The 26,966-nt window shown below is 27.7% G+C and carries 18 protein-coding genes; 10 read left to right on the forward strand and 8 right to left on the reverse strand.

From position 1 onward, the window contains the following. Positions 1-3: 3 nt before the first annotated feature. The 4 genes from ACY2RX_RS00310 to ACY2RX_RS00325 form a co-directional block, all read right to left on the reverse strand. Entirely contained in the window at positions 4-1,983 is a 1,980-nt protein-coding gene (locus ACY2RX_RS00310; protein WP_490101956.1) for a sensor histidine kinase, read from the reverse strand. A gap of 84 nt (positions 1,984-2,067) precedes the next feature. Further along, on the reverse strand, positions 2,068-3,159 hold the full coding sequence (locus ACY2RX_RS00315) for a hypothetical protein (RefSeq protein ID WP_490101957.1): 1,092 nt from the start codon (positions 3,157-3,159) through the stop codon (positions 2,068-2,070). Between the two features lie 135 nt (positions 3,160-3,294). Next, positions 3,295-4,047, reverse strand: a complete 753-nt coding sequence (locus ACY2RX_RS00320; protein WP_490101958.1) for a LytR/AlgR family response regulator transcription factor — start codon at positions 4,045-4,047, stop codon at positions 3,295-3,297. A 4-nt stretch (positions 4,048-4,051) separates the two neighbouring features. Then, positions 4,052-6,907 carry a sensor histidine kinase gene (locus tag ACY2RX_RS00325; protein WP_490101959.1) on the reverse strand — a complete coding sequence of 952 codons (2,856 nt, stop codon included), beginning with the start codon at positions 6,905-6,907 and terminating at the stop codon, positions 4,052-4,054. A 386-nt stretch (positions 6,908-7,293) separates the two neighbouring features. Here ACY2RX_RS00325 and ACY2RX_RS00330 point away from each other — a divergent pair, with 386 nt between their 5' ends. From ACY2RX_RS00330 to ACY2RX_RS00360, 7 genes are all read left to right on the forward strand, one after another. Then, a complete protein-coding gene (locus ACY2RX_RS00330; RefSeq protein ID WP_490101960.1) occupies positions 7,294-7,677 on the forward strand; it encodes a cadherin repeat domain-containing protein in 384 nt (127 codons plus the stop codon). Positions 7,678-7,711: 34 nt separating this feature from the next. Further along, the gene (locus ACY2RX_RS00335; RefSeq protein WP_490101961.1) at positions 7,712-10,693 is read left to right on the forward strand and encodes an ELWxxDGT repeat protein; all 2,982 of its coding nucleotides are present in this window, start codon (positions 7,712-7,714) and stop codon (positions 10,691-10,693) included. Positions 10,694-10,744: 51 nt separating this feature from the next. Further along, entirely contained in the window at positions 10,745-11,431 is a 687-nt protein-coding gene (locus tag ACY2RX_RS00340; protein ID WP_490101962.1) for a phage tail-like protein, read from the forward strand. 132 nt (positions 11,432-11,563) lie between these two features. After that, positions 11,564-12,409: a tail fiber domain-containing protein gene (locus tag ACY2RX_RS00345; protein ID WP_490101963.1), complete on the forward strand. Its 846-nt coding sequence runs from the start codon at positions 11,564-11,566 to the stop codon at positions 12,407-12,409. Next, on the forward strand, positions 12,409-13,275 hold the full coding sequence (locus tag ACY2RX_RS00350) for a hypothetical protein (protein ID WP_490101964.1): 867 nt from the start codon (positions 12,409-12,411) through the stop codon (positions 13,273-13,275). The genes ACY2RX_RS00345 and ACY2RX_RS00350 overlap by 1 nt, the downstream gene beginning before the upstream one ends. Positions 13,276-13,284: 9 nt before the next feature. Further along, positions 13,285-13,728 carry a DUF8693 domain-containing protein gene (locus ACY2RX_RS00355; RefSeq protein ID WP_490101965.1) on the forward strand — a complete coding sequence of 148 codons (444 nt, stop codon included), beginning with the start codon at positions 13,285-13,287 and terminating at the stop codon, positions 13,726-13,728. A 126-nt stretch (positions 13,729-13,854) separates the two neighbouring features. After that, on the forward strand, positions 13,855-14,961 hold the full coding sequence (locus ACY2RX_RS00360) for a DUF8693 domain-containing protein (RefSeq protein WP_490101966.1): 1,107 nt from the start codon (positions 13,855-13,857) through the stop codon (positions 14,959-14,961). A gap of 318 nt (positions 14,962-15,279) precedes the next feature. Here ACY2RX_RS00360 and ACY2RX_RS00365 read toward each other — a convergent pair whose 3' ends face one another. From ACY2RX_RS00365 to uvrA, 3 genes are all read right to left on the reverse strand, one after another. Beyond that, positions 15,280-16,386: a MauE/DoxX family redox-associated membrane protein gene (locus ACY2RX_RS00365; RefSeq protein ID WP_490101967.1), complete on the reverse strand. Its 1,107-nt coding sequence runs from the start codon at positions 16,384-16,386 to the stop codon at positions 15,280-15,282. Position 16,387: 1 nt separating this feature from the next. Beyond that, positions 16,388-16,525, reverse strand: coding sequence for a hypothetical protein (locus tag ACY2RX_RS00370; protein ID WP_490101968.1), 138 nt, complete (start codon positions 16,523-16,525; stop codon positions 16,388-16,390). Between the two features lie 234 nt (positions 16,526-16,759). Beyond that, entirely contained in the window at positions 16,760-19,552 is a 2,793-nt protein-coding gene (gene uvrA, locus ACY2RX_RS00375) for an excinuclease ABC subunit UvrA (protein ID WP_490101969.1), read from the reverse strand. A gap of 219 nt (positions 19,553-19,771) precedes the next feature. Between uvrA and ACY2RX_RS00380 the strand changes: the two genes are divergently transcribed. Next, positions 19,772-20,356: an RNA polymerase sigma factor gene (locus tag ACY2RX_RS00380; RefSeq protein ID WP_490102515.1), complete on the forward strand. Its 585-nt coding sequence runs from the start codon at positions 19,772-19,774 to the stop codon at positions 20,354-20,356. Positions 20,357-20,699: 343 nt separating this feature from the next. Here the strand turns inward: ACY2RX_RS00380 and ACY2RX_RS00385 are convergent, their stop codons facing one another. Beyond that, on the reverse strand, positions 20,700-21,356 hold the full coding sequence (locus ACY2RX_RS00385; RefSeq protein WP_490101970.1) for an endonuclease III domain-containing protein: 657 nt from the start codon (positions 21,354-21,356) through the stop codon (positions 20,700-20,702). Positions 21,357-21,488: 132 nt separating this feature from the next. On the opposite strand from ACY2RX_RS00385, the gene bcp reads away from it, so the two are divergent. Beyond that, positions 21,489-21,947: a thioredoxin-dependent thiol peroxidase gene (gene bcp / locus ACY2RX_RS00390; protein WP_490101971.1), complete on the forward strand. Its 459-nt coding sequence runs from the start codon at positions 21,489-21,491 to the stop codon at positions 21,945-21,947. A gap of 511 nt (positions 21,948-22,458) precedes the next feature. Further along, complete coding sequence (locus tag ACY2RX_RS00395; protein ID WP_490101972.1) at positions 22,459-26,946, forward strand: T9SS type A sorting domain-containing protein; 4,488 nt, start codon at positions 22,459-22,461, stop codon at positions 26,944-26,946. The last annotated feature ends 20 nt before the right edge of the window (positions 26,947-26,966 follow it).

Consider the following 26,966-nt stretch of genomic DNA (forward strand, 5'->3'; position numbering starts at 1 on the left):
TTTTTAATAATCGGTTTTTAGAGGAATTCTAAAATGAACTTTTGTTCCTTTTATGAGGCTGTTTTCTTTAATTTCTTCTATATTAAAGCGATGATAAGGTGTTAAATTTTCAATTCTTTCTTTTGTAACTTTTAATGCAACTGATTGATGATTGTTAGTGTTTTTCTTTTTAGATTGATGAATTCCAACACCATTATCTTCTATCGTAAAATGTAAAAATGGATGCTTTACTTTAAAAGAAATTTTAATAGTTGGGTTTTGTGTATTTGTTTGAAATCCGTGTTTTATAGCATTTTCAATAAAAGGTTGAATTAACATTGGCGGAATCAATATTTCTTCAGTATCAATATTATCTAAAGAAGTTAGAATGTTAAAATTAAAGTTGATTGAACTCATTTGTTGTTCTAATTCTAAATAATTTTTTAGGGTTTCAATTTCACTTTTTAAAGAGATTTCTTCTAAACGTGAGTTATTTAAAACACTTCTTAACAATACAGAAAATTGCGATATTGTTTTGTTTAATTCTGTTGTTTTTCTAGAATTACCCAAGGCTTTTATGCCATTTAAAACATTAAAAATAAAATGTGGATTCATCTGTAGCTGTAAAGCTTTTTGCTCTAAACTTAATAAGTAATTTTCGGATTTTAGTTTGTTAACTTCTATTCTATTTTTCTTTTTAATTTGCTTTAAACGCAAGTCTATAAAGAGTGCAGTTATTAAAAATAGAAGTGATATCATTAAAATTAAAAACCAAATTTTTGTATAAAATGGCTTGTCTATCTGAAATTGAAAATGAATTTTATTACTGATAAAACTCTCCTTTTTAGACTGAACAGAAAATTGATATTTACCAGGTTTTAAATTTGCAAAGTCAACACTGTTTTTAGAGTTCCAAGGAGAATCCTTTCCGTTTAAATGATAGCTGTAAAGTATGTTTTTAGCGTTATTTAAATCTACAGTTTTATAAGAAATGGATATGTTATTTTGGTTGGATGATAATTCTAAATTGTTATTTGATAATTGAACTTGTTTGTAATTAACAAGAATATTTTGAAAATGAATTTGCGGTTTTGGGTTTAATTGTAGGTTGTTATTTGTGGCGTATTTATACAAGCCTCTGTTAGAACTACCTATCCAAATTGAGTTTTGACGGTCTTTAAAAACAGTAAGAATATTGTTAGAAATAGTTGAATTGTACTTGTTTATTTTTCTTTTAAAAGTAAATCTATAAGCATCAAAAACTTCAATTCCGTTGCCATTTGTAGTAATCCAAATTTCATCATTAATTAAATTTATAGAACTAATATTTCTTTCTGTTTTAATGGTTTTAATAATTTTATTTTTATCAATTATTTTCATTCCATTATTTCTAGTAGCTGCTATAATTTTATCATCAAACTTTAATAAACCTACAATTTCATCAATAAAAATAATCTCTTTTTTTTGAGGTTTATATAACTTATTTAAAAACCATAAAGCTTTGTTTGTTGCTACATAGATTCCTTTTTTTGTGGCAATTAAATCTTTAATAGGAGAGAAGTCTATTTTTGTTTCTAATTGTAAAGGTTGTAAAAAGTCTTTTTTAAGTTCATAAATTCCTTGTGCTGTTGCTAAGAGTATTTTAGAATTAATCGAAATTATTTTGTTCACTTTTTCTTTACCTAAATAAGAAAAAGAATGGTTGGTATATAGAAAAAATCCTTTTTGATGCCCAACAAATAAAGAATCATTTTTGCTAAAAAGAGAGGTAGCTTTAGATGTTGTATGTGTTTTATAATTCTGAAATTTATCACCATCAAAACGAACCAAACCTTTATCTGTTGCCAACCATAAATACCCAATTTTATCTTGAATAATATCATTTATACTTGCAGTTGATAATCCATCAGCAATCAAAAAATTTTGTATTTTATTTTGCTGCGCATTTATATGAACTATAATAAAAAACAAGAAAACAAAAAAGAGTTTCAATAATTTTGTCATTTGTACAAACTTACTAATTTAAACGTCATTACAGCATTTTAAAATCTGTAATGACGTTTATCAATCTACAATTTCCATTCCATTTTACTTCATTGCATACAAGCGTTTGTTGCTGGTGTCTGGTTCTATATGTTTTAAATCTCCATAAGGTTTAATTAAGGGTTTTAGCACCACCAAACCTGTGGTTCTTCCTCTTATAATTAATGTGCTGTTTTTTACGCTCCAATTCCATCTAAACTTATCAATAGGAATATTATATTTATTCATTTCTACCATTAATTCTGGCTGTTGTTCAATCCAATCCATTACTTCTTCTTGCATTGTAAATATTGGCATTTCATCATCTGTATTATGGAATCCAAATTCCCATTTTATGGGGATGGAAAACTGAGTTGTAAACGCTTCGCCAACATACCTTTCTTCTTCATTGTTTAACGCTTCAAACCAATCAATATCTTTTTCTTCTGGATATTTTTTAGCAATTTCTTTTGATAAATCTGTTTTTCCTGGCGAATTTGCTGTTGGATAAAATATATAATAAGGTTGTGCTAAATAGTGATTAGAGAATTTTCCGCCAAAGATTGTGTGATAAGGAGATGCTACAACTTTAGGCAACTTTTTTGCTGAAAAAGCATCTTTTAGTGTTTTTAAAAGTGCTGTGTTTTCTACCAATCCAGATGCGTGAAATACAATTTTAGTATTATTGTTTACGACATTTTTAAGTGATGGTAAAAAGCCTTGTGTAATACTTTTTCTTAGTGTTTCTGTAGTAATTTTTTCGCCTCTAATCACGGTTTCTAAGTTCATTCCTTTATAAGGATTGCTTTTATTTACAATATGAACTTCTCCATAAGGATTTTGAGTTGCATTGTTATTTAACCAAGTAATAATTTCTTCTAAAGAATATTGACCATCAATAACTTTTAATCCTTTTTCTTGAAAATAATTTCTTGCATTCGAATAAAAAGTTTCATTTCCTTTATCAAAACCTGCAATAAAAACAATAGGTTTTCTTGCAACTACTTCTTTTGTTTTTAAAACAATTGGTGTTTTGTTTTCTGCGATTTCTTGGGTAGCTATTTCTTTTTTACTGTTGTGATTATCACAACTTATAAAAGGAGAACTTAAGATTACCAAACCTGCTACAAATACTGATTTTTTTAAGAGTGTGTTCATAATTTCTACTGTTTTAAATGTTAATACATTGTAAAAGTAGTAATGAACTAAAGCTAAATTTTATCAGTATTAGAATTCGTGAAAGATGAATTAGAATTCGTAAAGTATTGATGAATATTATAAAATTGGACGATGTTAAAATCGAAAATTAAAGTTTTCTAATTTTTTTAAGAAAGCACTTTTTTTTCTTTGAGAAACGGGTAATGTAGATTTATCACTCATTTCTACATAACCACCATCTTTATTTATAAAACTTACTAAATGATTCATATTTATTAAATGCGAATGATGAATTCTTTCAAAATTTAAAAGATGTAACATTTCTTCTAATTCTTTTAGGGTCTTAGAAATTAATATTTTTTTTCCATTTGTAAAATGAATTTTGGTGTAGTTACCGTCTGAACTGCATTTTAATATGTTAGATATTTTATAAATAAATAAACCTTCAGAAGTTTGTAAGGCAATTTTTTTATTTATGAATTGGTTATTTTGATTTTTAATAAAAGTATCTAGTTTACTAACAATATCTAGTTGTTTTTCTTTTTTTGCTTTTAAGACTGCTACTTTTAATTCATTACTATTTATTGGTTTTAGTAAATAATCTAATGCACTAAATTTTATTGCCTGAAGTGCATATTGGCTGTAAGCGGTTGTAAATATGATTCTAAAATTTATAGTATCTAATTCTTGCAATATTTCAAAACCCAAACCATCTGAAAGCTGAATGTCTAAAAAAATTAAATCAGGTTTTAAATTTTTAATTTTTAAAATTCCATCTTTAACTGTTTGTGCAATTCCTGTTATTATTAATTCAGGACAATTTAAAGCTATTTCTTGTTTTAAGGCAGAAATAGCTTGCGGCTCGTCTTCTATAATTAGTACATTCATTTAACTAATATTTTAATATTGGAATAGCAATTACTACCTCTGTCCCAATAGGTTTATTGTCTTTTTTTAAATCTATAAATTGTATACTACATTTTATTTTTTCTTGCTGTTCAATTAATTTTAAGCGTTCATTTATAATTTCTATTGCTTTAGAGGTATGCTTAATTTTTTTGTTTTTTAAAGATTTTTCACGACCTATGCCATCATCTATTACTTTACAAATTAATTGATTTTCTTTTTTTTGAAATGATATTATAATATTTCCTTTTTTATTTTTTGGAGCAATTCCGTGAATAATAGCATTTTCAATTATTGGCTGCATAAGAAGAGTAGGTACGCTTACTTCAATTTTATTAATATTTTTTTCTGTAACAATCTTGTAATTAAATTTATTTTGATACCTAACCTGAGTTAATTGTAAGTATAAGTCTAACATTTCTATTTCTAAAGATAGCGGTATATATTGATCTACATTTTCTAAAATAAATCTCAATAATTTAGAAAAATTAGAAATATAATTACTTGCTTTTTGAACTTTGCCTTCAGAATAGTACCCTTTTATTGTATTTAAAGCGTTAAAAATAAAATGAGGATTCATTTGTAAACGTAAGGCTTTTTGCTCGAGTGCAAGCATTTGGTTTTCTAGTTCAATATTTTCCTTTTCTAATAGTAAGGATTTTCTTTCTTTAAGAAACTGCTTATTTAAAAATTTAATTCTTAATCTAATTATAAGAATAATTGATGAAATTACAATTAATGTAGTTATCAGTACAAACCACCATTTTTTCCAGAAAGGTTTTAAAATGACAAAATTTATCTTTTTAATATCGCTCTTTATATTAAATTTATTTACACAAAAAACTTCAAATAAATATGAGTTTGGATTTAAAGACCTGAAATTTAATTCACTATTGATGGTTTTATTCCATTTGCTATTACTTAATCTATAATAAAAATCAACAGCACCTTTATCTAAAAAAGAAACAGAAGAATAACTTATTTTTATATTGTTTTTTTTGTAGTCAATATTCTTTAATTGGTTTTTGTTAATGATTTTATTATTAGAATAAATTTCATTTATTAAAATATTGGGTTTTGGGGCAATTTTTTTTATTTCTTCATTTTTAAAATAAATTAACTTTTTATTCGCTGCCAAATATATAGTGTCATTTATAAAGTTTACAGCATTAATTTTGGCGTTATTAAGTCCAAGAAAAGAATTGTAATTTTCAACTAAAAATTTATCTTTTTCAAATGTTATTTTATCAATTCCTTTATTGGTAGCTATTAAGTACTCATTTTTTTTAACCTTAGAAATTCCGTTTACAGTGTTGTTATTTAAGCCAACTTTAGAAGAAATTTTATAGACAAGAGAATCGTCCTTTAAAATTAAAACACCTTTAGAACCTGTAGCTACAAGAAGATATTTATTTTCTTTATCATATAACAAATCATTAACAGAAGATTTTAAATCTTCATTTTTATCTCCTAGAAATACTAACTTATTATTTTTTAAATACTTGTATAAACCAATATTTGTTCCTAAAAAAATATTTTTGTTTTCTTTTTCTAAAACATTTGTTCTTCTTTCTATGAGAACTTTTTGATAACCTTTTTTTGTATTTAATAAATTAAAATCATTTTTATGGATTAAAGAAGTAAAAGTAGTTGCTATATAAAGAGAATCATTTGTAATTAAGATGTCGTTCATATTACTTAATAGTTCTTTTTTTGCATTTCCGTTTACTATCCTTGTGCCAATTTTACCTATAACATAGGTTTCTTTAGCAGAAAAACGGATTTTACTAATGGCATCTTTTCTCCAGTTTTTATTTAAAGCATAATTTTTAAATTTATTTCCTTTTTTTATATAATAATCGTTTTTGAAACCTCCAAACCAAATCTCTTTTTCATTTTTTTTAGTGATGGTATTAATATTTAATTTTTTTTGAAAGATATTTAGAGACGGTAGTAAAAATATTCCGCTATTTAAAGAAGTAATCCAATAATTATTATTTTTATCTTTAGAAATACTGGTAACTACTTTTTCTTTTAAAAAGTTGTCTTTTAAAGAAGAATTTTTATATAAGAAAATTCCTTTTCTAGTACACAACCAAATCTTATTTTCGTGCTCTAAAAAAACATTAATAATTTCTGCATCAACAGGTAATTTTATAATTCTTTTAATAGAATTATCTGAATTTATTTGTTTTAAAATATTAAAATCTGCAAAAAAAGTTTTTTTGTCTTTATGAAAAACTCGAAATGGATATTTTGAGCTTTTTATTTTTGTAGTTGCTTTTTTATTATCAAAATCATATATGTTTTCTGAAGTTAAAACATATAAATTATTCTTATTTTTCCATAAACCAGAGGTATATATATTGAATAATTTACTATTTGTGACACTATCTTTATGGTTAATAATAGAAATATTTCCTTTTCTAGACGAAAAATAAACTGTCTTATTATCTTCATAAAAATCGGTTATTAAACTTTTACTTTTTATTTGTTTAATAATAGAAGAATTTTTATCATTATACACTTTGCCTTTTTGTATAAATGTAGGTTTGCCATTAAAGGTTAGCAGCCACTTTCTTCCTTTAGAATCTTCTTTTATATGAAATACCTCATTATCTGTTAAACCATCTTCAGTATTTAAAAGGGTAAATTTTTTTCCATTAAATTTTACCAAACCAACATCTGTTGCAAGCCAAATTTCGCTATTAGAATTATGATAAGCAGAGTAGATTTTATTTGTTGGCAAACCATCATTAATTGTATAATTAATTGTATAAGGTTCTTGGGCTTTTAAAACAAAAACAATGAAGAAAAAAAAGAAATTACAAAAGGTTTTCAAAAAAAATATGTTTTAGTAAAAGTAGTAATATTTATCAATTTTAATTTTTTGTAGTTATCAGTTATTTATAAAAAATAAACACTTATCTGTATAATGGAATCAATAAATAAACAAAGCAAATCGTTTGTCTATTTTTTAAAATCTACTTTATCAATAAACTTAAATGACCAATTTAAAAAAGGTTTTGTATTTAGTTAATATTAAAAATATTGTACAATTTTAAACTTTATGAATAAACTATCAAATTATTATTTCTACACTAAGAAATCAGTTATCATTAAAAATCAATCACTTAAAAACTAATGCAAATCACTTGCCCTTTCTGTGATGTGTTAATAGAAATATAATTATTTCTTTGATTAAAATATGACTAAAAAATATAAAATATGAAAAACTTAAAATCCATAGTATTTGTGTTATTTATAATTTCTTTTCTCTCTTGTAGTAAAGACGAAGAAACAAATGTAGCACCAGTTTTAAACGATGTAACAATAGATGTGAGAGGTTTTGGTATTAGCAAAGCTGATGTAATTACCACAATTGCTGCTACAGATGCAAATAAAGATTCACTTACTTATTCTATTGTTTCTCAAAATCCGGCAGGCAGTATTACCATAAATAGTGCAAGCGGACAAGTTTTGGTAGAAAACGTGAAGTCTTTTACCTACAACCCTAATAAAGACAATTTTGTAGAAGCAATTATTAAAGTTTCTGACGGACAATCTAGTGATGAAGGAAAATTAAGAATAAATCTTACAGATCCAAGTTAAAAAAATATTTCTAAAACTTAAAAAATTAAATCTTATGAAAAAAATTACTTTAATCTTATCAATTTTTGTAATAGCATTTAGTAATGCTCAATCAGTTTTGGTAAAAGATATTCAAATTGGTTCTACATCAAGTATGCCAAGTTATAAATTTAATAGAGTTGATGCGAATGGGAAATTAGTTTTTTCTGTTTTAAATGGCTCAAAATATAGTGTTTGGGTAACTGATGGTACAACTTCAGGAACCAAATTACTTAGAGATGTAGTAAGTACAGTTATAAAACCTCAATATTTTACTTATTTACCTGCCAATAATAAAGTATTTTTTTCAGGAGAAAGTAATTCAAATGGTATTTCACAATTATGGGTTTCAGATGGTACTTTATCAGGAACAAACAGACTAACAACTGCCGCAACAAAAGTAAAAAATATTGTAGAGTTTAAAGACAAAGTATATTATCAAGGCTTTGGAACAAGCAGCCAAGGAACAGAATTATTTTTTACTGATGCCGCATTAAATACAAGTCATATAAATTTAAACTCAGCAAGTTTTCAAAGTAGTTTTCCAGAAAATTTAAAAGTAATAGGAGATAAGCTTTATTTTTCTGGCGCAAGATTTTCCAATGATAAAGAACTATGCATAAGTAATGGTCAAGGTTCAGGAGGAACTTACCGTGTTTTAAATATAAACTCGAGTGGAGATAGTGATCCTAGAAATTTTACTTCTTTTAATAATAAAGTCTATTTTTCTGCTGACGATGGTGTAAATGGGCGTGAGCTTTGGGTTACAGACGGTACTGCAGCTAATACAACTATGGTTGCAGATTTGAATCCTGGTTCAGGTCATAGCTTAGACCCAAACGAACCAACAACATTTGTAGAATACAAAGATGAGTTATATTTTACAGCATTTACACCTTCAACTGGTAATGAACTTTATAAGGTAAATAAAAGTGGTAATATTGTTAATGTAGCAGACATCAATCCAGGGGCAAATAATCATAGTAATCCAAAAGATTTTTTCGTTTTCGATAATAAACTATTTTACTCAGCAGATAATGGTACAAATGATGTAGAATTATGGTTTACACAAACAGGAGGTAGTAGTTCTTCTAAAACTTCTTCCTCTAAAATTGCAGCATCTACAACTGCTATGTTTAAGGATATTAATACTACTGCAAACGGTAATAGTAAGCCAACAGGTTTTATAATTTATGATAGTAAAATGTACTTTACGGCAGATAATGGTATAAACGGAAAAGAATTATGGGAATCTGATGGTACTGTTGCAGGAACTATTTTAAAGCAAGACATCAATCCTTCTGGAGATGGAAATCCAAGAGATTATATAGTATCAAACAATCTTTTATATTTTTCTGCTGATGATGGCGTAAATGGTGATGAATTGTGGAAATTCTCAAACAATATCATCATAGCTTCTTTAGATCCAACTGACAACGGAACCAATATATCTGTTGATAATAAATTAAAAATGACTTTTAACAAAAATATTTCTAAAAACAGTGGAAACATCATCATTTATGATGCTAATGATGATAGTGTTGTCGAAACTATTGATGTTTTAAGTGCAAATGTTTCAATTACGGGGAATCAAATTTTAATAGACCCAGCAGCAGATTTAGCTTTTGCTAAACAATTTTATGTTCAAATAGATAATGGTGCTATTAAAGATGCTAACAATACACTTTTTTCAGGAATTTCTGATAAAACCACTTGGAATTTCGAAACTGCAGTTAATGTACAAAATCAAACGATTACTTTTAATACATTGCCAAATAAAACTTATGGAGATGCTGCTTTTAATTTAACAGCAACTGCAAGTTCTAATTTAGCAGTTAGCTATACAAGTTCTAATACAAATGTGGCTACTGTTAGTGGAAATACAGTTACTATTGTTGGTGCAGGAACTACAAATATTATAGCTAGTCAAGCAGGAAATGCAAATTATAATGCTGCTACAGATGTTACGCGAACTTTTACTGTTGGTAGAGCAAATCAAACGATTACTTTTAACACGTTACCAAATAAAACTTATGGAGATACAGCCTTTAATTTAATAGCAACCGCAAGTTCTAATTTAGCTGTTAGCTACGTAAGTTCAAACACAAATGTAGCTACTATTGGTGGTAATACTGTTACTATAGTTGGTGCAGGCAGTACAACAATTACAGCTGTTCAAGCTGGTTCTGCAAATTATAATGCTGCCACAAATGTTACACAAACATTAACTATAGATAAAGCAAATCAAACGATTACATTTAATTCTCTGCCAAACAATGTAATTTATGGCCAAGGTTTTTTTCAATTAAATGCTACTGCTAGCTCTAACTTAGCAGTTACTTATTTAAGTTCAAATACTGGTGTCGCTACTATAAATGGTAATACTGTTACTATTTCTGGTGCCGGATATGTAACAATTAAAGCTAGTCAATCTGGGAATAATAATTATAATGCAGCTACTGATGTAACACAATCATTAACTATAGGTAAAGCAAATCAAACCATTGTTTTTAATTCGTTACCAAATGTAGATGTAAATGCTGCGGATTTTAGTTTAAATGCATCTTCAGATTCTAATTTAGCTATTTCTTATTCAAGTTCTAATCCAAGTGTGGCTTCTGTAAATGGTAATGTAGTTAGCATACATTCAGCGGGCACCACAACGTTTACAGCAAGTCAATCTGGGAATAATAACTTTAATCCTGCAAGTGCAAGCCAACCAATGATAGTTACTAGTACTGCAGGTGTAAATGATTTTGAAAAACTAGGTTTCGAAATTTACCCAAACCCAACTTCTTCCATCTTTGAAGTTAAATCTGATTTAGTTATAGACAAAATTGAAATTTATAATCTTTTGGGTCAGAAAGTAAAACAATTTTTAAAACCAAAAAAGAAAACGTTCTCTTTAAAAGAATTAAAAGACGGAATATATCTTATAAGTATCATCTATACAGAAAAAGGATTTGGTAGCAACAGAATAATAAAAATTAGTGAGTAGTTTTTTGATTTAAAAAATTGCTATGAAAAAAATCGAAACAAAAATTATATTATGAAAAAAACAATAACATTTCTTTTAATATCGTTAACATTTATAACTTTTGGTCAAGTTGGTATAGGTACTACAACTCCTAAAGCACAATTAGATATCGTTGCATCAAGTTCATCAACGCCTACTAGTCTAGATGGAATTTTAATTCCAAGAGTAAGTAATTTTCCTACTCCAGTTCCAACAGCGGACCAAAATGGTATGTTAGTGTTTCATACAGGGCAGAATAATTTTTATTATTGGGATAATGCAACAACTACTTGGCTTCCTTTTGTAAAACAAATAGATGATTTAAGAGATGGTAAATCTAATGATGCAAAGTCAATTTTTTTAGGGGTTAACGCAGGTAAATCATTTACTGGTGCAGCAACTAATGTTATAGGAATTGGTAACAATGCTTTAGAATCAATAGTTGTTGGAGGTTTTTCAGGAGGTGTATTTAATATAGCTTTAGGTAACGATACTCTAAAATCTGTAACAACTGGAGATTCTAACATTGGTATTGGAACTAATGCTCTAAGAAATAATGTTTCAGGAAATCAAAATATTGCAATTGGTACTGGTTCTCAAATGAATACTAACGCTAGACCATACAATATTTCCATTGGGTTTGAATCTATGAAAAATAATGTAAGTGGTGGAGAAAATACAGCTCTTGGGTCTAATTCTTTATTAAATAATACTGATTGAGATTTTAATGTTGCCTTAGGAACAACAACCTTATTTTCTAACATAGATGGTGATAATAATTTAGCAGTAGGATCAAAGTCTCTTAGAAATAAAACAACAGGAAATGGAGATGTTGCACTTGGTTCTAATGCAATGTTGAACGCGATATCTTCTGCAAATAACGTTGCTATTGGTACAAACAGTATGCTTAATTTTGGTTCTGGAAATAACAATACAGCTATTGGATCACAAGCACTAATGGGATCTGGTTCTTTTGGTTTTTCAAGTGCATCCAATGTTGCTATTGGTTATAGGGCTTTATTTAAAAATACAATAGGTTCAAATAATACTGCTATTGGGTTTAATGCTTTTCGAGATAATACAACAGGAAATTTCAATGTTGCTATTGGAGATTTTGCTTGTCTTACGTGTACAAGTGCAATTAATTCTACCGTTATTGGTGCTTCAGCTTCAGCAAATGGTACGAATTCTACAGCAATAGGTTATCAAGCAAGTGTTACAGGGAATAATCAAATACATCTTGGCAATACTTCGATTACTGCTATACGTGGGCAAGTTGCTTTTAGTACTTATTCTGATAAAAGAATAAAAACTAACATTAAAGAAAATGTTAGAGGTTTAGATTTTATTAAAAAACTAAGACCTGTAACATACAATCTTGATGTAGATAAGCAAAATACTTTTTTAGACATAACAGATATTTCTAACAATGATGTTAAAAAATATGATTCAGAAAAAATTTTAAGAACAGGATTTATAGCACAAGAAGTAGAAAAAGCTGCAAAAGAAGTTAATTATAATTTTAGTGGCGTTGTAAAACCAAAAAATAAAAAAGATTTATACAGTCTTTCATATGCAGAATTTGTAGTGCCATTAGTAAAAGCAACGCAAGAACAATCTTTAGTAATTGAAGATTTATTAAAAAAAGTAGAAAGCTTAACAAAAAGAATTGAAGAACTAGAGAAAAATAAAAAATAATGAAGAAAATTTTTATTTTATATATTCTTATTTCCTCGCTAGGTACTCTTAACTCTCAAGATATCGTAAATAATGGTGTTTTTAGGGTAGAAGGAGCTAATATTATAGTATCTTTTTTAAATAATTTTACCAATAATTTAAATGCCGTTTTCGAAAATAAAGGGAAAACATATGTTTATGAAAACTATACCAATAATGGAACTCACAAAAATATTGGAGATTTATATCTTTATAAAGACATTACCAATAATGGAACAATGACTGCAAATGACCCTATAAATGGTACAACACGTTTTGTGTCAGGTACTAGGGCTCAAGAGATAAAGGGAAGTAGTAATAATGCTGTTATTTTTAAAAATATGGAAATGCTCAAATTTGTGAATGTAACTTCACCTCTTGCAGTAGTTTCTGTTGCAGATGGAATAGAACTTAGAGTAATGAATAATCTAGCATTAACAATCGGTAGTTTAAGGTTAATAGGAGATGCACAATTGGTGCAAACACATTCAGGAGTAAGTCAAGTTTCTGGGGCAAGTAAACTGTTTAAAGACCAACAAGCAAAAGTACCTACAGTTTATAGGTATCATTATTGGTCTTCTCCTGTGGTAGAAAACAATTTAACAACTTTTAGAGTAGAAGAAATTTTACGAGATGGTATTGACCCAACTAGTACAACTTCTGCTGCATTACCTCCAGTTATTAGTTTCCTTCCAGGTTTAGATGGTGCTCCAGGAAGTGGTGTATACCCATCTTCATATACGCCAATAACATTATCTAATCATTGGATTTATATAAACTTAAATGATCTAGGAGATGGTTCTGCTTGGGTTCAGCAAAGAGAAACCGGAGATATAAATATCGGATAAGGGTTTTCTATGAAAAGTACTGGAGATGTTCCACAGAATTTTACTTTTACTGAGACACCAAATGATGGTGATATTACTTTTACTATTAATGCTGCACCAGCAACTCATTTGTTAGGAAATCCGTATCCAAGCGCTTTAGACATCACAGATTTTATTAATGATAATATTGCAGTTATAGATGGCACTTTATACTTTTGGGAACATACAGGTGAAGATTATTCTTCAACCTCTGGTAACGAAGGTCATTACCAAAATAATTATGAAGGTGGATATTCTCAAAGAAATCTAACAATGGGTATTTCTGCTCGAAGTGTGCCAAATTCTAACAACGAAACTTTTGATTGGGAAAATGCATCAGATAATGGAGCTAATGTTATCCAATCAAAAACAATAACTATAGGGAATACGAATTATAGTTTTACTGCCACTGTTTCTATAGATGAACCAGCTTGAGTTGATATTGTTGATAAATTAGGATTTGGGGGAACTTCTGGAAACACAATTGTTAAATCTGGAGGTTTAAGTGCAAAATCTTTTAAAGTAATATTTGATAATCTTGTAGATATAAGTACTATTTATTTGTACAATGATATTGCATCAACAACTACTCAGAATATTATTACAATTACTGCAAATGATACTAATAGAAATACAACAGTAAATCAAACTTTAACAGGAAATACAGGGCAAATTTTTAACTTAAATTGGACAGATGTAACTTCGTTTACAATTACAAGTCAAAAACCAAATAAACTTGTTTTAGATAATGTCGTCTTTGCAAAAGGAGGAGAAGTATCACTTGGAAATGGAACCTATCACGCCCCAAATAGATATATGGCTGTTGGGCAAGGTTTTTTTGTTTCAACTAAAACCGGAGGAAGTAGTGGGCAAGTTATATTTAAAAATTCTCAAAGAGAATTTAAAAATAATGACTTTGCTAATGGAGGAACTTTCTTTTTTAAAAATGGAAAAAAAGAGAAAAAAGAAGAAAGAGATTCAATACCAATATTAAAACTTGGAATGAATTTTAAGCTTAATAATATTGATTATCATAGGCAAATAGGCATTTCATTTAAACAAGGTAATACTTTTGATTATGAAAACGGATATGATAGTGAAATGTATGATGTTGGTAGTACAGATATGTTTTGGCAGTTTAATGAGATGCCAAACAAAAAGCTAATAATAGCAGGAGTAGGAGCAATTTCTAATGAATTAGTAATACCAATTTCTTTTGTTTTAGGTAAAAATCAAACTATTAATGTTAAGATTGATGAAATTGAAAATATAAATAAAAATATTTTTATTTTAGATAAGGTTACGGGTAGTTATTATGACTTGTCAACTGCTGTAACTTTAGAATTAGAAAAAGGGAGTTATTCCAATAGATTTTATTTAGCATTTAGAAAATCTACTTTAAGTGTTGTTGAAAATAGCTTGCTAAAAAGTTCAATTAAAGTGTTTTTTGACGATTTAACAAAAGAAATAGTACTTCAAAATAAAGATAATTTATATATAGAAAAAATAGAATTATTTAGCATTCTTGGACAAAAAATAAATGAATGGAGTCAACTAAAACCAATATTAGAGAATCGTTTAAAAGTAAGACAAATTCCATTAACATTTTGTATTTTTAAAATTAGAACAGACAAAGGGTATATAAGTAAGAAAGTATTTATTAATTAAAATATTGATAATAGTTAAAGTTTCTAAGGGGAATAACAAACTATTATCATTAAACTCATAAGACTTGGTTAATTTAGAGGTTTTTTAAAAACATTTTTCTTCTAATAGTAATTGTAATTTATCCCCAAATAAATTAAATCCATTTCTTTTGAGTTTTTAATAAAACAAATACTTATGATATTCTATTATGTACAATTAGTACCCCCCCACCAATTCCTCCACCTCCAGGACTTGATATTAATGAGGGAATCTTAATTTTACTTGTTTTAGGGAGTATCTTAGCAATAATAAAAATTAAGAAAAAAAGAATCTAAAGTTTTATTTTTTCAGATTATAATCTACCAATTCTGTTAAACCAACTTCATTAGGGTTTTTGGCAAAAGAACGTAAATAAGTATCCATAAATTTAATGATTCTTTCTTCTGGATAAAACAAAACTTTGTTATCATATTGTGCCCACTCATTCATATTCAAATACGCTTTTCCGTTTTCAAAACGATAAAAAGCTTGAATATGTTCTGGCAAAGCGTCTTCTAATTTTTCATTAATAAAAACATTGTAATAGCTTAAATCTGCCGTAAAAAAATGAAAAGACAATAAGTTATCATAAAAACCAGTAAGATTATTTGCAAGAGGTAAAACAATAGTAAAAACTAAAACGGCTAATTTTTGTTTGTTGAAAAATTTAAGAAAGAATTCTAAAGAATTGTAAGTTTTTAAAGTCCAAAAAAGAATAAAAACACTAATCATATTCTGAATATTCCAAGGAATAACATTGTATCCATAACCTAAATAAATTAAAAGAAAAACAATGATAGAATGCATTGATAAAATAAATAAAACCCCAAACTTTCTGGTTTTATTAAACAATAATAAAACACCCATTAAAGCTTCTAACCAAGGAACAGCATAAGTAAAACTAACTAAAAACCATTGAGGTAAAAAACTAAAATGTTTATTTAAAGCACTAAGCCATTGTATGTAAAAAGCCTCATTTACTTTCTGAATTCCACTCCAAAAATAGGTGGCAAAAAAGATGAGAATTATTGCATATAAAATTTTTCTTGGATTCGTTTTTCTCGGAAAAATTTCAATGGCTAAAATGGTTAAAAAACTTTGATAAAAGTAAGGTTGCAATCTATTTTGATCTACCAATGCCAAATACAAATACAACAAAATAATTACCCAACCTTGCCATCTTTTATTTTGAAAAATATATGCAATCTGAATCAAAAAAAAGAAACCAGCTAAAATATAATCGAAAGGTGATGTTGGAATTGGCAACCAATCAAACAACGGAATTACAGGAAACACTTTAGTTGTAAACCATAATTTTGGTGCGTAAACCATTAATACTAAAACAGCAAGAATTGCTAAAATTCTTACATAATTTACTTTTTGTTTGTCTGTTAGATTTGTGAGCATATTATTTAATTTCTTTCCATTTTCCTTTTCGAAAATACATATTATTAAATTTAGGAGAATTAAAAACAAGAATAAAATCCCAAATTTCTCTGTAAACTGTTGGATTGGTTGTTAAAATATAGTGGTTTGTAAATGACATTTCAAATTTTGGTCGTTCTGATGTGAAAATTTTTCTTGTTGAAAACTTTCCTTTGTAAGTTTCATTAATAATTTTTCCATCAGTAACATAAAAATAGATTGAATTAATTTCTTTAGATTAAAGAGATTAAGCTAAAGAAATTAAATGACTAACTCAAAAAATTTAAATTCACTTTTTCCATTATTTTTTTAGACCTCACAGGTTTTAAAAACCTGTGAGGTCTGATTATTTCCATTAAAATACCAATTTCTCCGCCAAATATTTAGCTGTATACGATTTTTTATTTCTTGCTAATGCTTCAGGAGTTCCTTCAAAAATCAAATTTCCACCGTTTTTACCTCCTTCTAAACCTAAATCAATTATATAGTCTGCGCATTTAATGAGTTCTATATTGTGTTCAATTACAATAATTGAATGTCCTTTTTCAATCAGTGCATTAAAAGACGCTAATAATTTTTTAATGTCGTGAAAATGTAAACCAGTTGTGGGTTCATCAAAAATAAATAATGCTTTGTCTTTGGTGTTTCCTTTTACTAAAAAGGATGCTAATTTTATTCTTTGTGCTTCTCCGCCAGAAAGTGTAGAAGAAGATTGTCCTAAAGTAACATAACCCAAACCAACATCTTGCAGCGGTTTTAGCTTTTGCGCAATTTTGGTAACTAAATTTTCAGAGAAAAAAGTAACAGCATCATCAATCGTAAGATTTAGAATATCATCTATCGATTTTTCATCAAATTTAACTTCTAAAACTTCTTTTTTAAAACGCTTTCCATTACAAACATCACATTCTAAATGCACATCTGCCATAAATTGCATTTCTATGGTAACTTCACCTTCACCTTTACAAACCTCACAACGTCCACCTTCTACATTAAAGGAAAAATGCTTGGGTTTATAATTCCTTATTTTTGATAATTTTTGATTTGAAAATAACGTGCGAATATCATCATAAGCTTTAATATAGGTTACAGGATTTGAGCGCGATGAACGTCCAATAGGATTTTGATCGATGAATTCTACGTGTTTTAAATGCTCAAAACTTCCTTTAATTTTTGTATGCTGACCAATTTTATCTCCATAACCCATCAACTTTTTTTGCATTGATGGATAGAGAATTTTCTTCACTAAAGTACTTTTTCCTGAACCAGAAACTCCTGTAATTACCGACAAACAATTTAGAGGAAAAGTAACATCAATATTTTTTAAATTGTGTTCTCTTGCCCCAACAATCTGAATATTATTTTTTGATGTTCTACGTTTTGTGGGTACTTCAATTCTTAAATTATCATTTAAATATTGTGCCGTTAAAGAATCGGATTTTAGAATTTCTTTATAAGTTCCTTCAGCCACAACATTACCTCCAAAAGTACCAGCTTCTGGGCCAATATCTATAATGTAATCAGCTTGTTTCATAATATCTTCATCGTGTTCTACAACTACAACTGTGTTGCCTAAATCACGCAAATCTTTTAAAACACCAATTAAACGTTCTGTATCTTTTGGATGTAAACCAATACTGGGTTCGTCTAAAATATACATAGAACCTACAAGTGAACTTCCTAAAGAAGTTGCCAAATTTATACGTTGACTCTCTCCACCAGAAAGTGTGTTAGAAGTTCTGTTGATGGTTAAATAAGACAAACCAACATCTGTTAAAAATTGTAATCTATTGTTGATTTCTGTCAACAAACGTTTTCCTATTTTTTTTTCGTATTTGTCTAATTTTATGTTTTTGAAAAAAGTTGATAGTTCATCCATTGGAAGTGTAACTAAATCAGAAATTGTCTTATTATTTATTTTTACATAGTTGGTTTCTTCTCGTAAACGTTTGCCATTACAAGTGGTGCATTTTGTTTTTCCGCGATAGCGAGAAAGCATTACTCTATTCTGAATTTTATAACTTTTTTCTTCTAAAACTTGGAAGAAATGATGAATTCCGTTAAAAGATTTGTTGCCATTCCAAACCAATTCTTGTTGTTTTTCTGTCAACTCAAACCAAGGTTTATGAATGGGTATGTCAAATTGATAAGCAACTTCAATTAATTCTTCTTTATAATGAATGTAAGAAGGAGTTTTAAAAGGGAAAATACAATCTTCAAAAATAGATAAACCAGTATTTGGGATTACCAAATCTTCATCAATACCAATTACATTTCCATAACCTTCGCAAGTTGGGCAAGCTCCATAAGGGTTGTTAAAACTGAATAAATGTGTATTAGGCTCTAAAAAAGACATTCCGTCTAAATCAAACTTATTACTAAATTCAGCTACTTTGTTATTTTCTAAATTTTGGATAAAACAAATACCTTTTCCTTCAAAAAAAGCGGTTTGTATGGCGTCTGCTAATCTGTTGTAAAAGTCTTCGTCATTTTTGGTGATAATTCTATCAACCACTAAAAACAAAGGTTCGTTTTTAAATTTATCTTGTGGAAAATCAGCGATTCTAAAAACTTTTTCGTTCCATTTTAAACGGGCATAACCTTGTTGTTCTAGAACTTGTAAAACTGTTTTTAAATCACGATTTTCATCAATAGTAATTGGGGCAAGTAATAGTAGTTTTGTTCTTTCATTAAACTCTTTTACAAAATTAACAACATCAGAAACCGTATCTTTTTTTACTTCTTTACCAGAAATAGGAGAGAAGGTCTTACCAATTCTGGCATATAAAAGTTTAATATAATCGTAAATTTCTGTGGATGTACCAACGGTAGAACGCGGATTTGTGGAGTTTACCTTTTGCTCAATAGCAATGGCTGGTGCAATCCCTTTTATATAATCTACTTTGGGTTTGTGTAGTTTCCCTAAAAATTGACGTGCATAAGAAGACAAACTTTCTACATAACGTCTTTGACCTTCTGCATATAACGTGTCAAAAGCTAAAGAAGATTTACCAGAACCCGATAAACCAGTAATAACTACTAATTTATTTCTAGGAATTACAACATCAATATTTTTTAAATTATGGAGTTTAGCTCCTTTAATTATGATGTTTTCTTTAGGATTTATCGTAGAAATATCGTTTTTCATTCAAGTAAAAAATAAGGGTTAAAAATACTGTTTTTTCATCCATTTTAAAAAGAATATAAAATGATTTTGTTAAATAGTTTGCTGTTTTAAAAAATAATATTGATATTTGGGGTTCTTAAACATCACAAAATTAGACGCATATAGGGAAGAATTACTTTTAATTGTTATATAGATAATAAAAACTGAAAAGCAACTAGCTTTTCTAAAAAGTAGTTTATGATGCGTAGAGATTTAATTCCAGACAGCAATTTAGTAAGTAATTATATTCAAGGAAACGAAGCATCTTTAGAGGTTTTAATAAAAAGACATCAACAAAGATTGTTTAGCTTTATTTACAGTAAAGTTCAAGATAGAGATATTACAGAAGATATTTTTCAGGATACTTTTATTAAGGTAATTAGAACTTTAAAAAGAGGAAATTATAATGAAGAAGGTAAGTTTTTGCCTTGGGTTATGCGTATTTCACACAACTTGGTTATAGATTATTTTAGAAAGTCTAACAGAATGCCAACTTTTAAGAATACAGAAGAGTTTGATATTTTTTCTGTTTTAGGAGATGGAAATCTAAATGCTGAAAAACAAATTATACAAGCGCAAATTTATAATGATGTAAGAGAATTGGTAAAAGAATTACCAGAAGAACAAAAAGAAGTTTTGGTAATGCGTATGTATAAAGATATGAGTTTTAAAGAAATAAGTGAGAATACAGGTGTTAGTATTAATACGGCATTGGGTAGAATGCGTTATGCTTTAATAAATATGCGCAAATTAATAGAGAAACATAAAATTATTTTAGTGAATTAGCAATAAAGTAAAAAAAGCATCGTTACTACTTTATAACCAAGAAATTAAATAGTATATATGATGCAAATTTACTCAAGAAAGCCATCTGAAATTCAGATGCAACCTAAAAAAGAAACAGTTCAATTTTTGATTAATTTTTCCAAGTCGCTAACTATTGTAAAAACTAAATCAGAAGACTTCATTGAATTGAATTTGAATTAAGAGTGGAAAAAGCTTCAACATTGTTGAGGCTTTTTTTATGACCCCTTTTAATTTCCCCAAAGGGGAAAAATCTTTGAGAAAATATTGATCAATCATATCAAATTAAAACACACAAGCACATAGAACTCTGTGAAATTTGTATCTACTTTTTACTCTTATAGTATTCATCCAAAACAGACTTTCTACCGATTGTTTTGGTAATAATATCTTTTTCTAAATCCCAACCACGAGCAGGAGAATATTCTCGTCCGTACCAAATAATTTGCAAGTGTAAATCGTTCCATAATTCTTTTGGAAACAAACGTTTTGCATCTTTTTCTGTTTGCGCAACGTTTTTTCCGTTTGATAAATTCCATCTGTACATTAATCTGTGAATATGTGTATCTACAGGAAAAGCAGGAACTCCAAAAGCCTGACTCATAACAACACTTGCTGTTTTATGACCCACAGCTGGTAAATCTTCTAGAGCTTCAAAAGATTGAGGAACTTTTCCATTGTATGTATCAATCAAAATTTTTGACAAGCCGTAAATTCCCTTACTTTTCATTGGCGATAATCCGCAAGGTCTTATAATTTCCTTAATTTCATCAACAGACATTTTTATCATATCAAAAGGATTATCTGCTTTAGCGAACAATAAAGGTGTTATTTTATTTACACGAACATCTGTACATTGTGCAGATAATAAAACAGCAATTAATAATGTATAAGGATCTTTATGGTCTAAAGGAACAGGTATTTCTGGATATTTTTCTTGAAGTGTGTCAATTACAAATTGTACTTTTTCTTGTTTGGTCATTCTTTTGAGTTGCAAAGATTCAGAGTTTCAAAGGTACAAAGTTGAAATGTAATTTTTTGCGATAACTTTTAGGGATTTATTTTTAGACTTTGTAACTTGCCTACTTTGTAACTTTGAAACTAAAATAATATTATGACATCATTAAAAATAGGAGATAAGGCGCCACAGTTTGAAGCGAAAGACGAAAAAGGAAACACAGTTAAACTTTCAGATTATTCAGGTAAAAAGCTAGTTTTGTTTTTTTACCCAAAGGCAAGTACGCCAGGTTGCACAGCAGAAGCTTGTAATTTAAGAGATAATTATCAAACTTTTTTAGCAAAGGGTTATGCAATTTTGGGTGCAAGTGCAGATTCTGCAAAACGTCAACAAAACTGGATTAACAAACACGAATTGCCTTTTCCGCTTTTAGCAGATGAAGATAAAGCTGTAATTAATGCTTTTGGCGTTTGGGGACCAAAGAAATTTATGGGACGTGTTTATGACGGAATTCATAGAACTACTTTTGTAATTGATGAAAATGGCGTTATTGAAGATGTAATTACCAAAGTAAAAACAAAAGCACATACAGAGCAAATTATAACTACGGAATAATTAATCCTTTTTTGATGCCAAACTTTATTAAATCTGGTGTATTTTGAGTGTTTGTAATTTCAAATAACTCTCTTTTATGAGTTTTTAATGAGCTTTCAGAAATATTTAATGTTTTAGAAAGCTCTTTTTCTATTGCTTCTTTTTTCTATAATTGTTAAGGTTTTATGAGCTTTTTGCAAAAATCAATTAGGTTTTCTAAAATTTTTCTCAATAATTTTTTGGTGGATACAACTATTTTTAAAGGTAGTAATACCATTTACAATTTGAATTTACCGAAATAAAACACCCTTTTTTCCTTTCTATTTCAGAATAAAATGAAACCGTAACTTAGGCTATGCTTTAATTTTCTTCTTTGTATAAAGAAAAAAATCATCATTTTTTTTTCAATAAATTCAAACAACAAATGGTATAAATTTATAAAACCGCATTAAAATTACCTATTTATAGGTACAAATAGAAGCATTATAACTTTTACTTTTAACCTTATATTAATTTAAAAGAAAAACATAAAATGAAAACAAAACTACTTTTATTATTATTCTTTATTGGATTTTGTTTGCACTCACAAACTGTAACAATTTCCGACTCAAACTTTGAACAAGCTTTAATAGATTTAGGCTTTGATACTAATGGATTAAACGGTAACATTTTACAATCGGAAGCTGAAGCCATGACAGAATTGTCTATTGCAAATGTTGCCAATGATGCTACAAAATTTCCTAATGTAACAACAGCTATATCAAACTTAACAGGTTTAGAAGCTATGGTTAATTTAACCAAATTAGAAGCTGGTAAAAATGCTTTAACTACTATTGATGTTTCTAAAAATACTGCTTTAAAAGAACTTTTTGTAAATGATAATCAACTAGTAAGTATAGATGTTTCAAAAAATACATTATTAGAAAGGTTAGGAGTAATGCGTAATCAAATTACAACTATTGATGTAAGTATGTTAACTAATTTAAAAGATTTATTTGTGCATGTTAATAAATTAACAAGTTTAGATGTGTCGCAAAACTCTAATTTAAATTGGTTGTATGCTTATGATAATCAATTAACATCATTAAATGTAAACAATAAACTAGTTTTAGATAGATTATATGCGCATAAAAATAAATTAACGTCTTTAGATTTATCTACAAACACAGCATTAACAAGAGTTTATGCAGGAGAGAATAAAATAACTTCTATCAACCTGTCTAACAATGTAAATTTAGAAAAAGTTGGCTTTTGGAATCAAGAAGATGGTTTTAAAATTACTAGCATTAATGTTTCTGCACTTCCTAAACTTACTTATTTATCAATAGAAGGTAACGATTTATCATCAATAGATGTTTCTAAGAACCCACTATTAACACATTTATATGTAGGAAAAAGTAAAAAAATTAATTCGGTTGATGTGTCTGCAAATACAGCTTTAGTTCAATTAGGTGTAGATGGTACAAGTATTTCATCTATAGATATTACAAAAAATATTGCTTTAACACATTTGTATTTAAGTGATGCAAATGTGAGTACTTTAGATATTTCTAACAACCCTGCATTGCAATTATTGTTTTTAAGAAATAATAATATTTCTAGTTTAGATGTTAGCCACTTATCTGGTTTAGAAACTTTAACTACAGAAGGAAATCCACTAAATAGTTTAGATGTATCTAACAATGTTAACTTAAAAACTTATTATGGTTCTAATTTAACAGGAAGTATGAAAAGTATTGACTTTTCTAGCAACGTTAATTTAAAAACGGTTCACATAAACGGATGTAATCTAACCAATGTAAATATAAAAAACGGAGCAAATTCTTTACTAACAGAGTTTCAGGCTACAAATAACCCTAACTTGTTTTGTATTAAAGTTGATGATTCTACAGCTGCAAATAATAATGTTACAAATGGAAAATGGAAAAAAGATACTATTGCTAATTACAACACAGATTGTAGCGCAACTACAATTACAATTTCAGACTCAAATTTTGAGCAAGCTTTAATAGATTTAGGCTTTGATAAAAATGGTTTGAATGGTAATATTCTACAATCGGAAGCTGAAGCAATTACGCAATTAAAATTAGAAAATCCAATAAACAATTCTGCTTTACCAAATGTAAATGCTAAGATTCAGAATTTAAAAGGAATTGAAGCTATGATTAATTTAACCTATTTAGATATTTATGATAATGAGTTGTCTTCAGTAAATCTAAGTCAAAATATGCTTTTACAAACTTTATATATTGGTAAAAATAAATTATCAACTTTAGATGTAACTAAAAATATAAAATTAAAATTGATTTTTGCTTCAGAAAATAAATTGACTTCTTTTGATGCTAGTAAAAATAGTTTACTCGAAAAACTAGATTTAAACAAACAAGAAGGTAAGCTATCATCATTAAATATTACAGGTGCAAATGCTTTAAAAGGTTTGTATTTATGGGAAAATAATCTTGGTAGTATAGATGTAAGTAGCCTGCCTAATTTAGAAGAATTAGGTGTTAGCGATAGTAATTTTACAGCTTTAGATGTATCATTAAACACAAAACTAAAAAAATTATGGGCAATTAATAATCAAATAACTTCTATAAATATTACTAATAATTTAGATTTAGAGCAATTGTATATGCGTACAAATAAATTAACAAATTTAGACATTAGTAAAAATACAAAATTGGTTAAGCTGCAAATTCCTGATAACTTAATTACAAGTATAGATGTAACAAAGAATATTGCTTTAGAACAATTATGGTTGGCAGATAATACCAATTTAACGAGTTTAAATATTACTCAAAATCCAGCAATTTCTAACTTAAGTATTTTTAATACAGCAATTTCGTCTTTAGATATTTCTTTAAATCCGGCAATAACAAAATTATATGCACGCGATAATGCCAATTTAGCAACTGTAAATTTAAAGAACGGAAAAAATACATTCATTACTGTAATTGAACTACAAAATAATCCTAAAGTTTCTTGTATTCAAGTTGACGACGCAGCTTATTCATTAACAAATTGGACTAATAAAGACGCTACATCAACATTTAATACTACTTGTAATTCTACTCCAATTGTTAATATTCCAGATGCAAAAATGAAAGCAGCATTATTAGCAGATTCAATAATAAACTCTAATGGAGATAGTGAAATTCAAGTATCAGAAGCAGAAGCTGTAAATCAAGATATTGATAAAGGAGAAAGTTTAGGAATAACAGATTTAACAGGAATTGAAGCTTTTATAAACATTACAGGTCTAAATATTAAAAACAACAATTTAACAAGTGTAGATTTATCTAAAAATACCAAACTAAAATGGTTAAATATTGAAGGAAATAGTTTAACAAGTTTAGATGTATCTAAAAATACCGAATTAACTTTGTTAAGCGTTGGTAATAACCAAATTACAAATATCGATGTAAGTCCGTTAATAAACTTAGAACAATTCTATTTATTTGGTAATAAAATAACGAGTTTAGATGTTAGTTCTAATACCAAATTAACACGTCTTTGGGCTAATCAAAACCAATTAACTTCAATAGATTTATCAAAAAACACATTATTAGAACAAATTAATTTTGATTGGAATTTTAATTTAACAACTGTAGATTTATCAAACAATACCAAACTCTGGAGAGTACATTTTTGGAAAACAAATTTAACATCAATAGATGTTAGCTTATTGCCAAATCTTGAAAGGTTGTATTTGTCAAACAGTAAATTAACGTCTTTAGATATTACAAAAAATACAAAGCTAACAGATTTAAGAGTAGGAGAGAACGCAATTACTACTTTAGATGTCTCTAAAAATCCATTATTAGAAAGGTTAGATATTTTTGATTGTGATATAAAACAAATTGATATCAGTAACAACACTAAATTAAAGAGGTTATGGGTGCAAGAAAATGTATTAACAGGAATAGATTTATCTAAAAATGTGCTGTTAGAAGAATTTTTGGCAAGCCATAATAATATGGAAAATATTGATATTAGCAACAATCCTAATCTTACAAAATTAACTTTAGCAGATAATGGTTTAATTAGAGCTTATCTAAAAAACGGGAGTAATACATCTATAACAGAATTTGATATTTCTAATAACAGTTCTTTAAAATGTATTGCTGTTGATGATGTTGCTTATGCAAATACAAATTGGACAAAAAAAGATGCAACAGCAAGCTATAATACAGACTGTTCTTCAGAATGGGAAGTATATACTCAAGACAGCAATTTAGAATCTGCAATTGTAGCTAATTCAACAATAGATAAAGACGGAGATGGAGTTGTTACTTACGAAGAAGCACAAAGTTTTACAGGAAATTTAGATTTGAGTGGTAAAAATATAACATCCGTAACTGGTTTAGAAGCTTTTGTAAATGCAAGCAGTATTAATGTTTCTGGTAATATAATTACAGATATAAGTAGCTTATTAAAAGCAAATACAGTTATAGTATCTTCTAGAATTTCTGGTAAAAAAAGAACTTTGGCAAGAGCTTCAACTTCTTTAAAAAAATTAGATGTTTCTAACAATCTAATAGAAAAAATAGATATTACAAATGTTACAACACTCACAGAATTAAATGTAAGCAACAATAAACTTACTTCTTTAAATATTAATAACGGAAACAATTCTGCCATTACATTATTTAATGCAACTGGCAATGCTAATTTAACTTGTATTCAGGTTGATGATGTAACTGCTGCAAATAGCAGCGCAGGATGGTCAAAAGATGCTATAGCTAGTTATAACACATCTTGTGCAAGTTTTTTATCTGTTGATAAAGAATTTTTAAAAGAAAATATTTCAATTTACCCAAACCCAGCAACTTCTAATATTCAAGTTTCATTATCCAATAAATTGGAATTTAAAAATGTAAAAATCTATAATTTGGTAGGCAAGCAATTATTAATATCAAAAAATAATTTTATAAATATTGATGATTTATCTACAGGAATCTACTTTATAAAAGTTACAACAAATAAAGGTGCTATAAATACAAAACTGATTAAAAACTAAAAAGAAAAAGTAATTTTTGA

This window comes from Polaribacter sp. 2405UD43-2, assembly GCF_058147125.1.

Excerpts from the sequence above, each read along its gene's own strand:
- ACY2RX_RS00380 (WP_490102515.1), top strand. The coding sequence starts at position 19,772 with ATGCGTAGAGATTTAATTCCAGACAGCAATTTAGTAAGTAATTATATT.
- ACY2RX_RS00395 (WP_490101972.1), top strand. The coding sequence starts at position 22,459 with ATGAAAACAAAACTACTTTTATTATTATTCTTTATTGGATTTTGTTTG.
- bcp (WP_490101971.1), top strand. The coding sequence starts at position 21,489 with ATGACATCATTAAAAATAGGAGATAAGGCGCCACAGTTTGAAGCGAAA.
- ACY2RX_RS00315 (WP_490101957.1), bottom strand. The coding sequence starts at position 3,159 with ATGAACACACTCTTAAAAAAATCAGTATTTGTAGCAGGTTTGGTAATC.
- ACY2RX_RS00365 (WP_490101967.1), bottom strand. The coding sequence starts at position 16,386 with ATGCTCACAAATCTAACAGACAAACAAAAAGTAAATTATGTAAGAATT.
- ACY2RX_RS00310 (WP_490101956.1), bottom strand. The coding sequence starts at position 1,983 with ATGACAAAATTATTGAAACTCTTTTTTGTTTTCTTGTTTTTTATTATA.
- ACY2RX_RS00355 (WP_490101965.1), top strand. The coding sequence starts at position 13,285 with ATGAAAAGTACTGGAGATGTTCCACAGAATTTTACTTTTACTGAGACA.
- ACY2RX_RS00350 (WP_490101964.1), top strand. The coding sequence starts at position 12,409 with ATGAAGAAAATTTTTATTTTATATATTCTTATTTCCTCGCTAGGTACT.
- ACY2RX_RS00335 (WP_490101961.1), top strand. The coding sequence starts at position 7,712 with ATGAAAAAAATTACTTTAATCTTATCAATTTTTGTAATAGCATTTAGT.
- ACY2RX_RS00345 (WP_490101963.1), top strand. The coding sequence starts at position 11,564 with ATGTTGAACGCGATATCTTCTGCAAATAACGTTGCTATTGGTACAAAC.
- uvrA (WP_490101969.1), bottom strand. The coding sequence starts at position 19,552 with ATGAAAAACGATATTTCTACGATAAATCCTAAAGAAAACATCATAATT.
- ACY2RX_RS00340 (WP_490101962.1), top strand. The coding sequence starts at position 10,745 with ATGAAAAAAACAATAACATTTCTTTTAATATCGTTAACATTTATAACT.
- ACY2RX_RS00330 (WP_490101960.1), top strand. The coding sequence starts at position 7,294 with ATGAAAAACTTAAAATCCATAGTATTTGTGTTATTTATAATTTCTTTT.
- ACY2RX_RS00370 (WP_490101968.1), bottom strand. The coding sequence starts at position 16,525 with ATGTCATTTACAAACCACTATATTTTAACAACCAATCCAACAGTTTAC.
- ACY2RX_RS00385 (WP_490101970.1), bottom strand. The coding sequence starts at position 21,356 with ATGACCAAACAAGAAAAAGTACAATTTGTAATTGACACACTTCAAGAA.
- ACY2RX_RS00320 (WP_490101958.1), bottom strand. The coding sequence starts at position 4,047 with ATGAATGTACTAATTATAGAAGACGAGCCGCAAGCTATTTCTGCCTTA.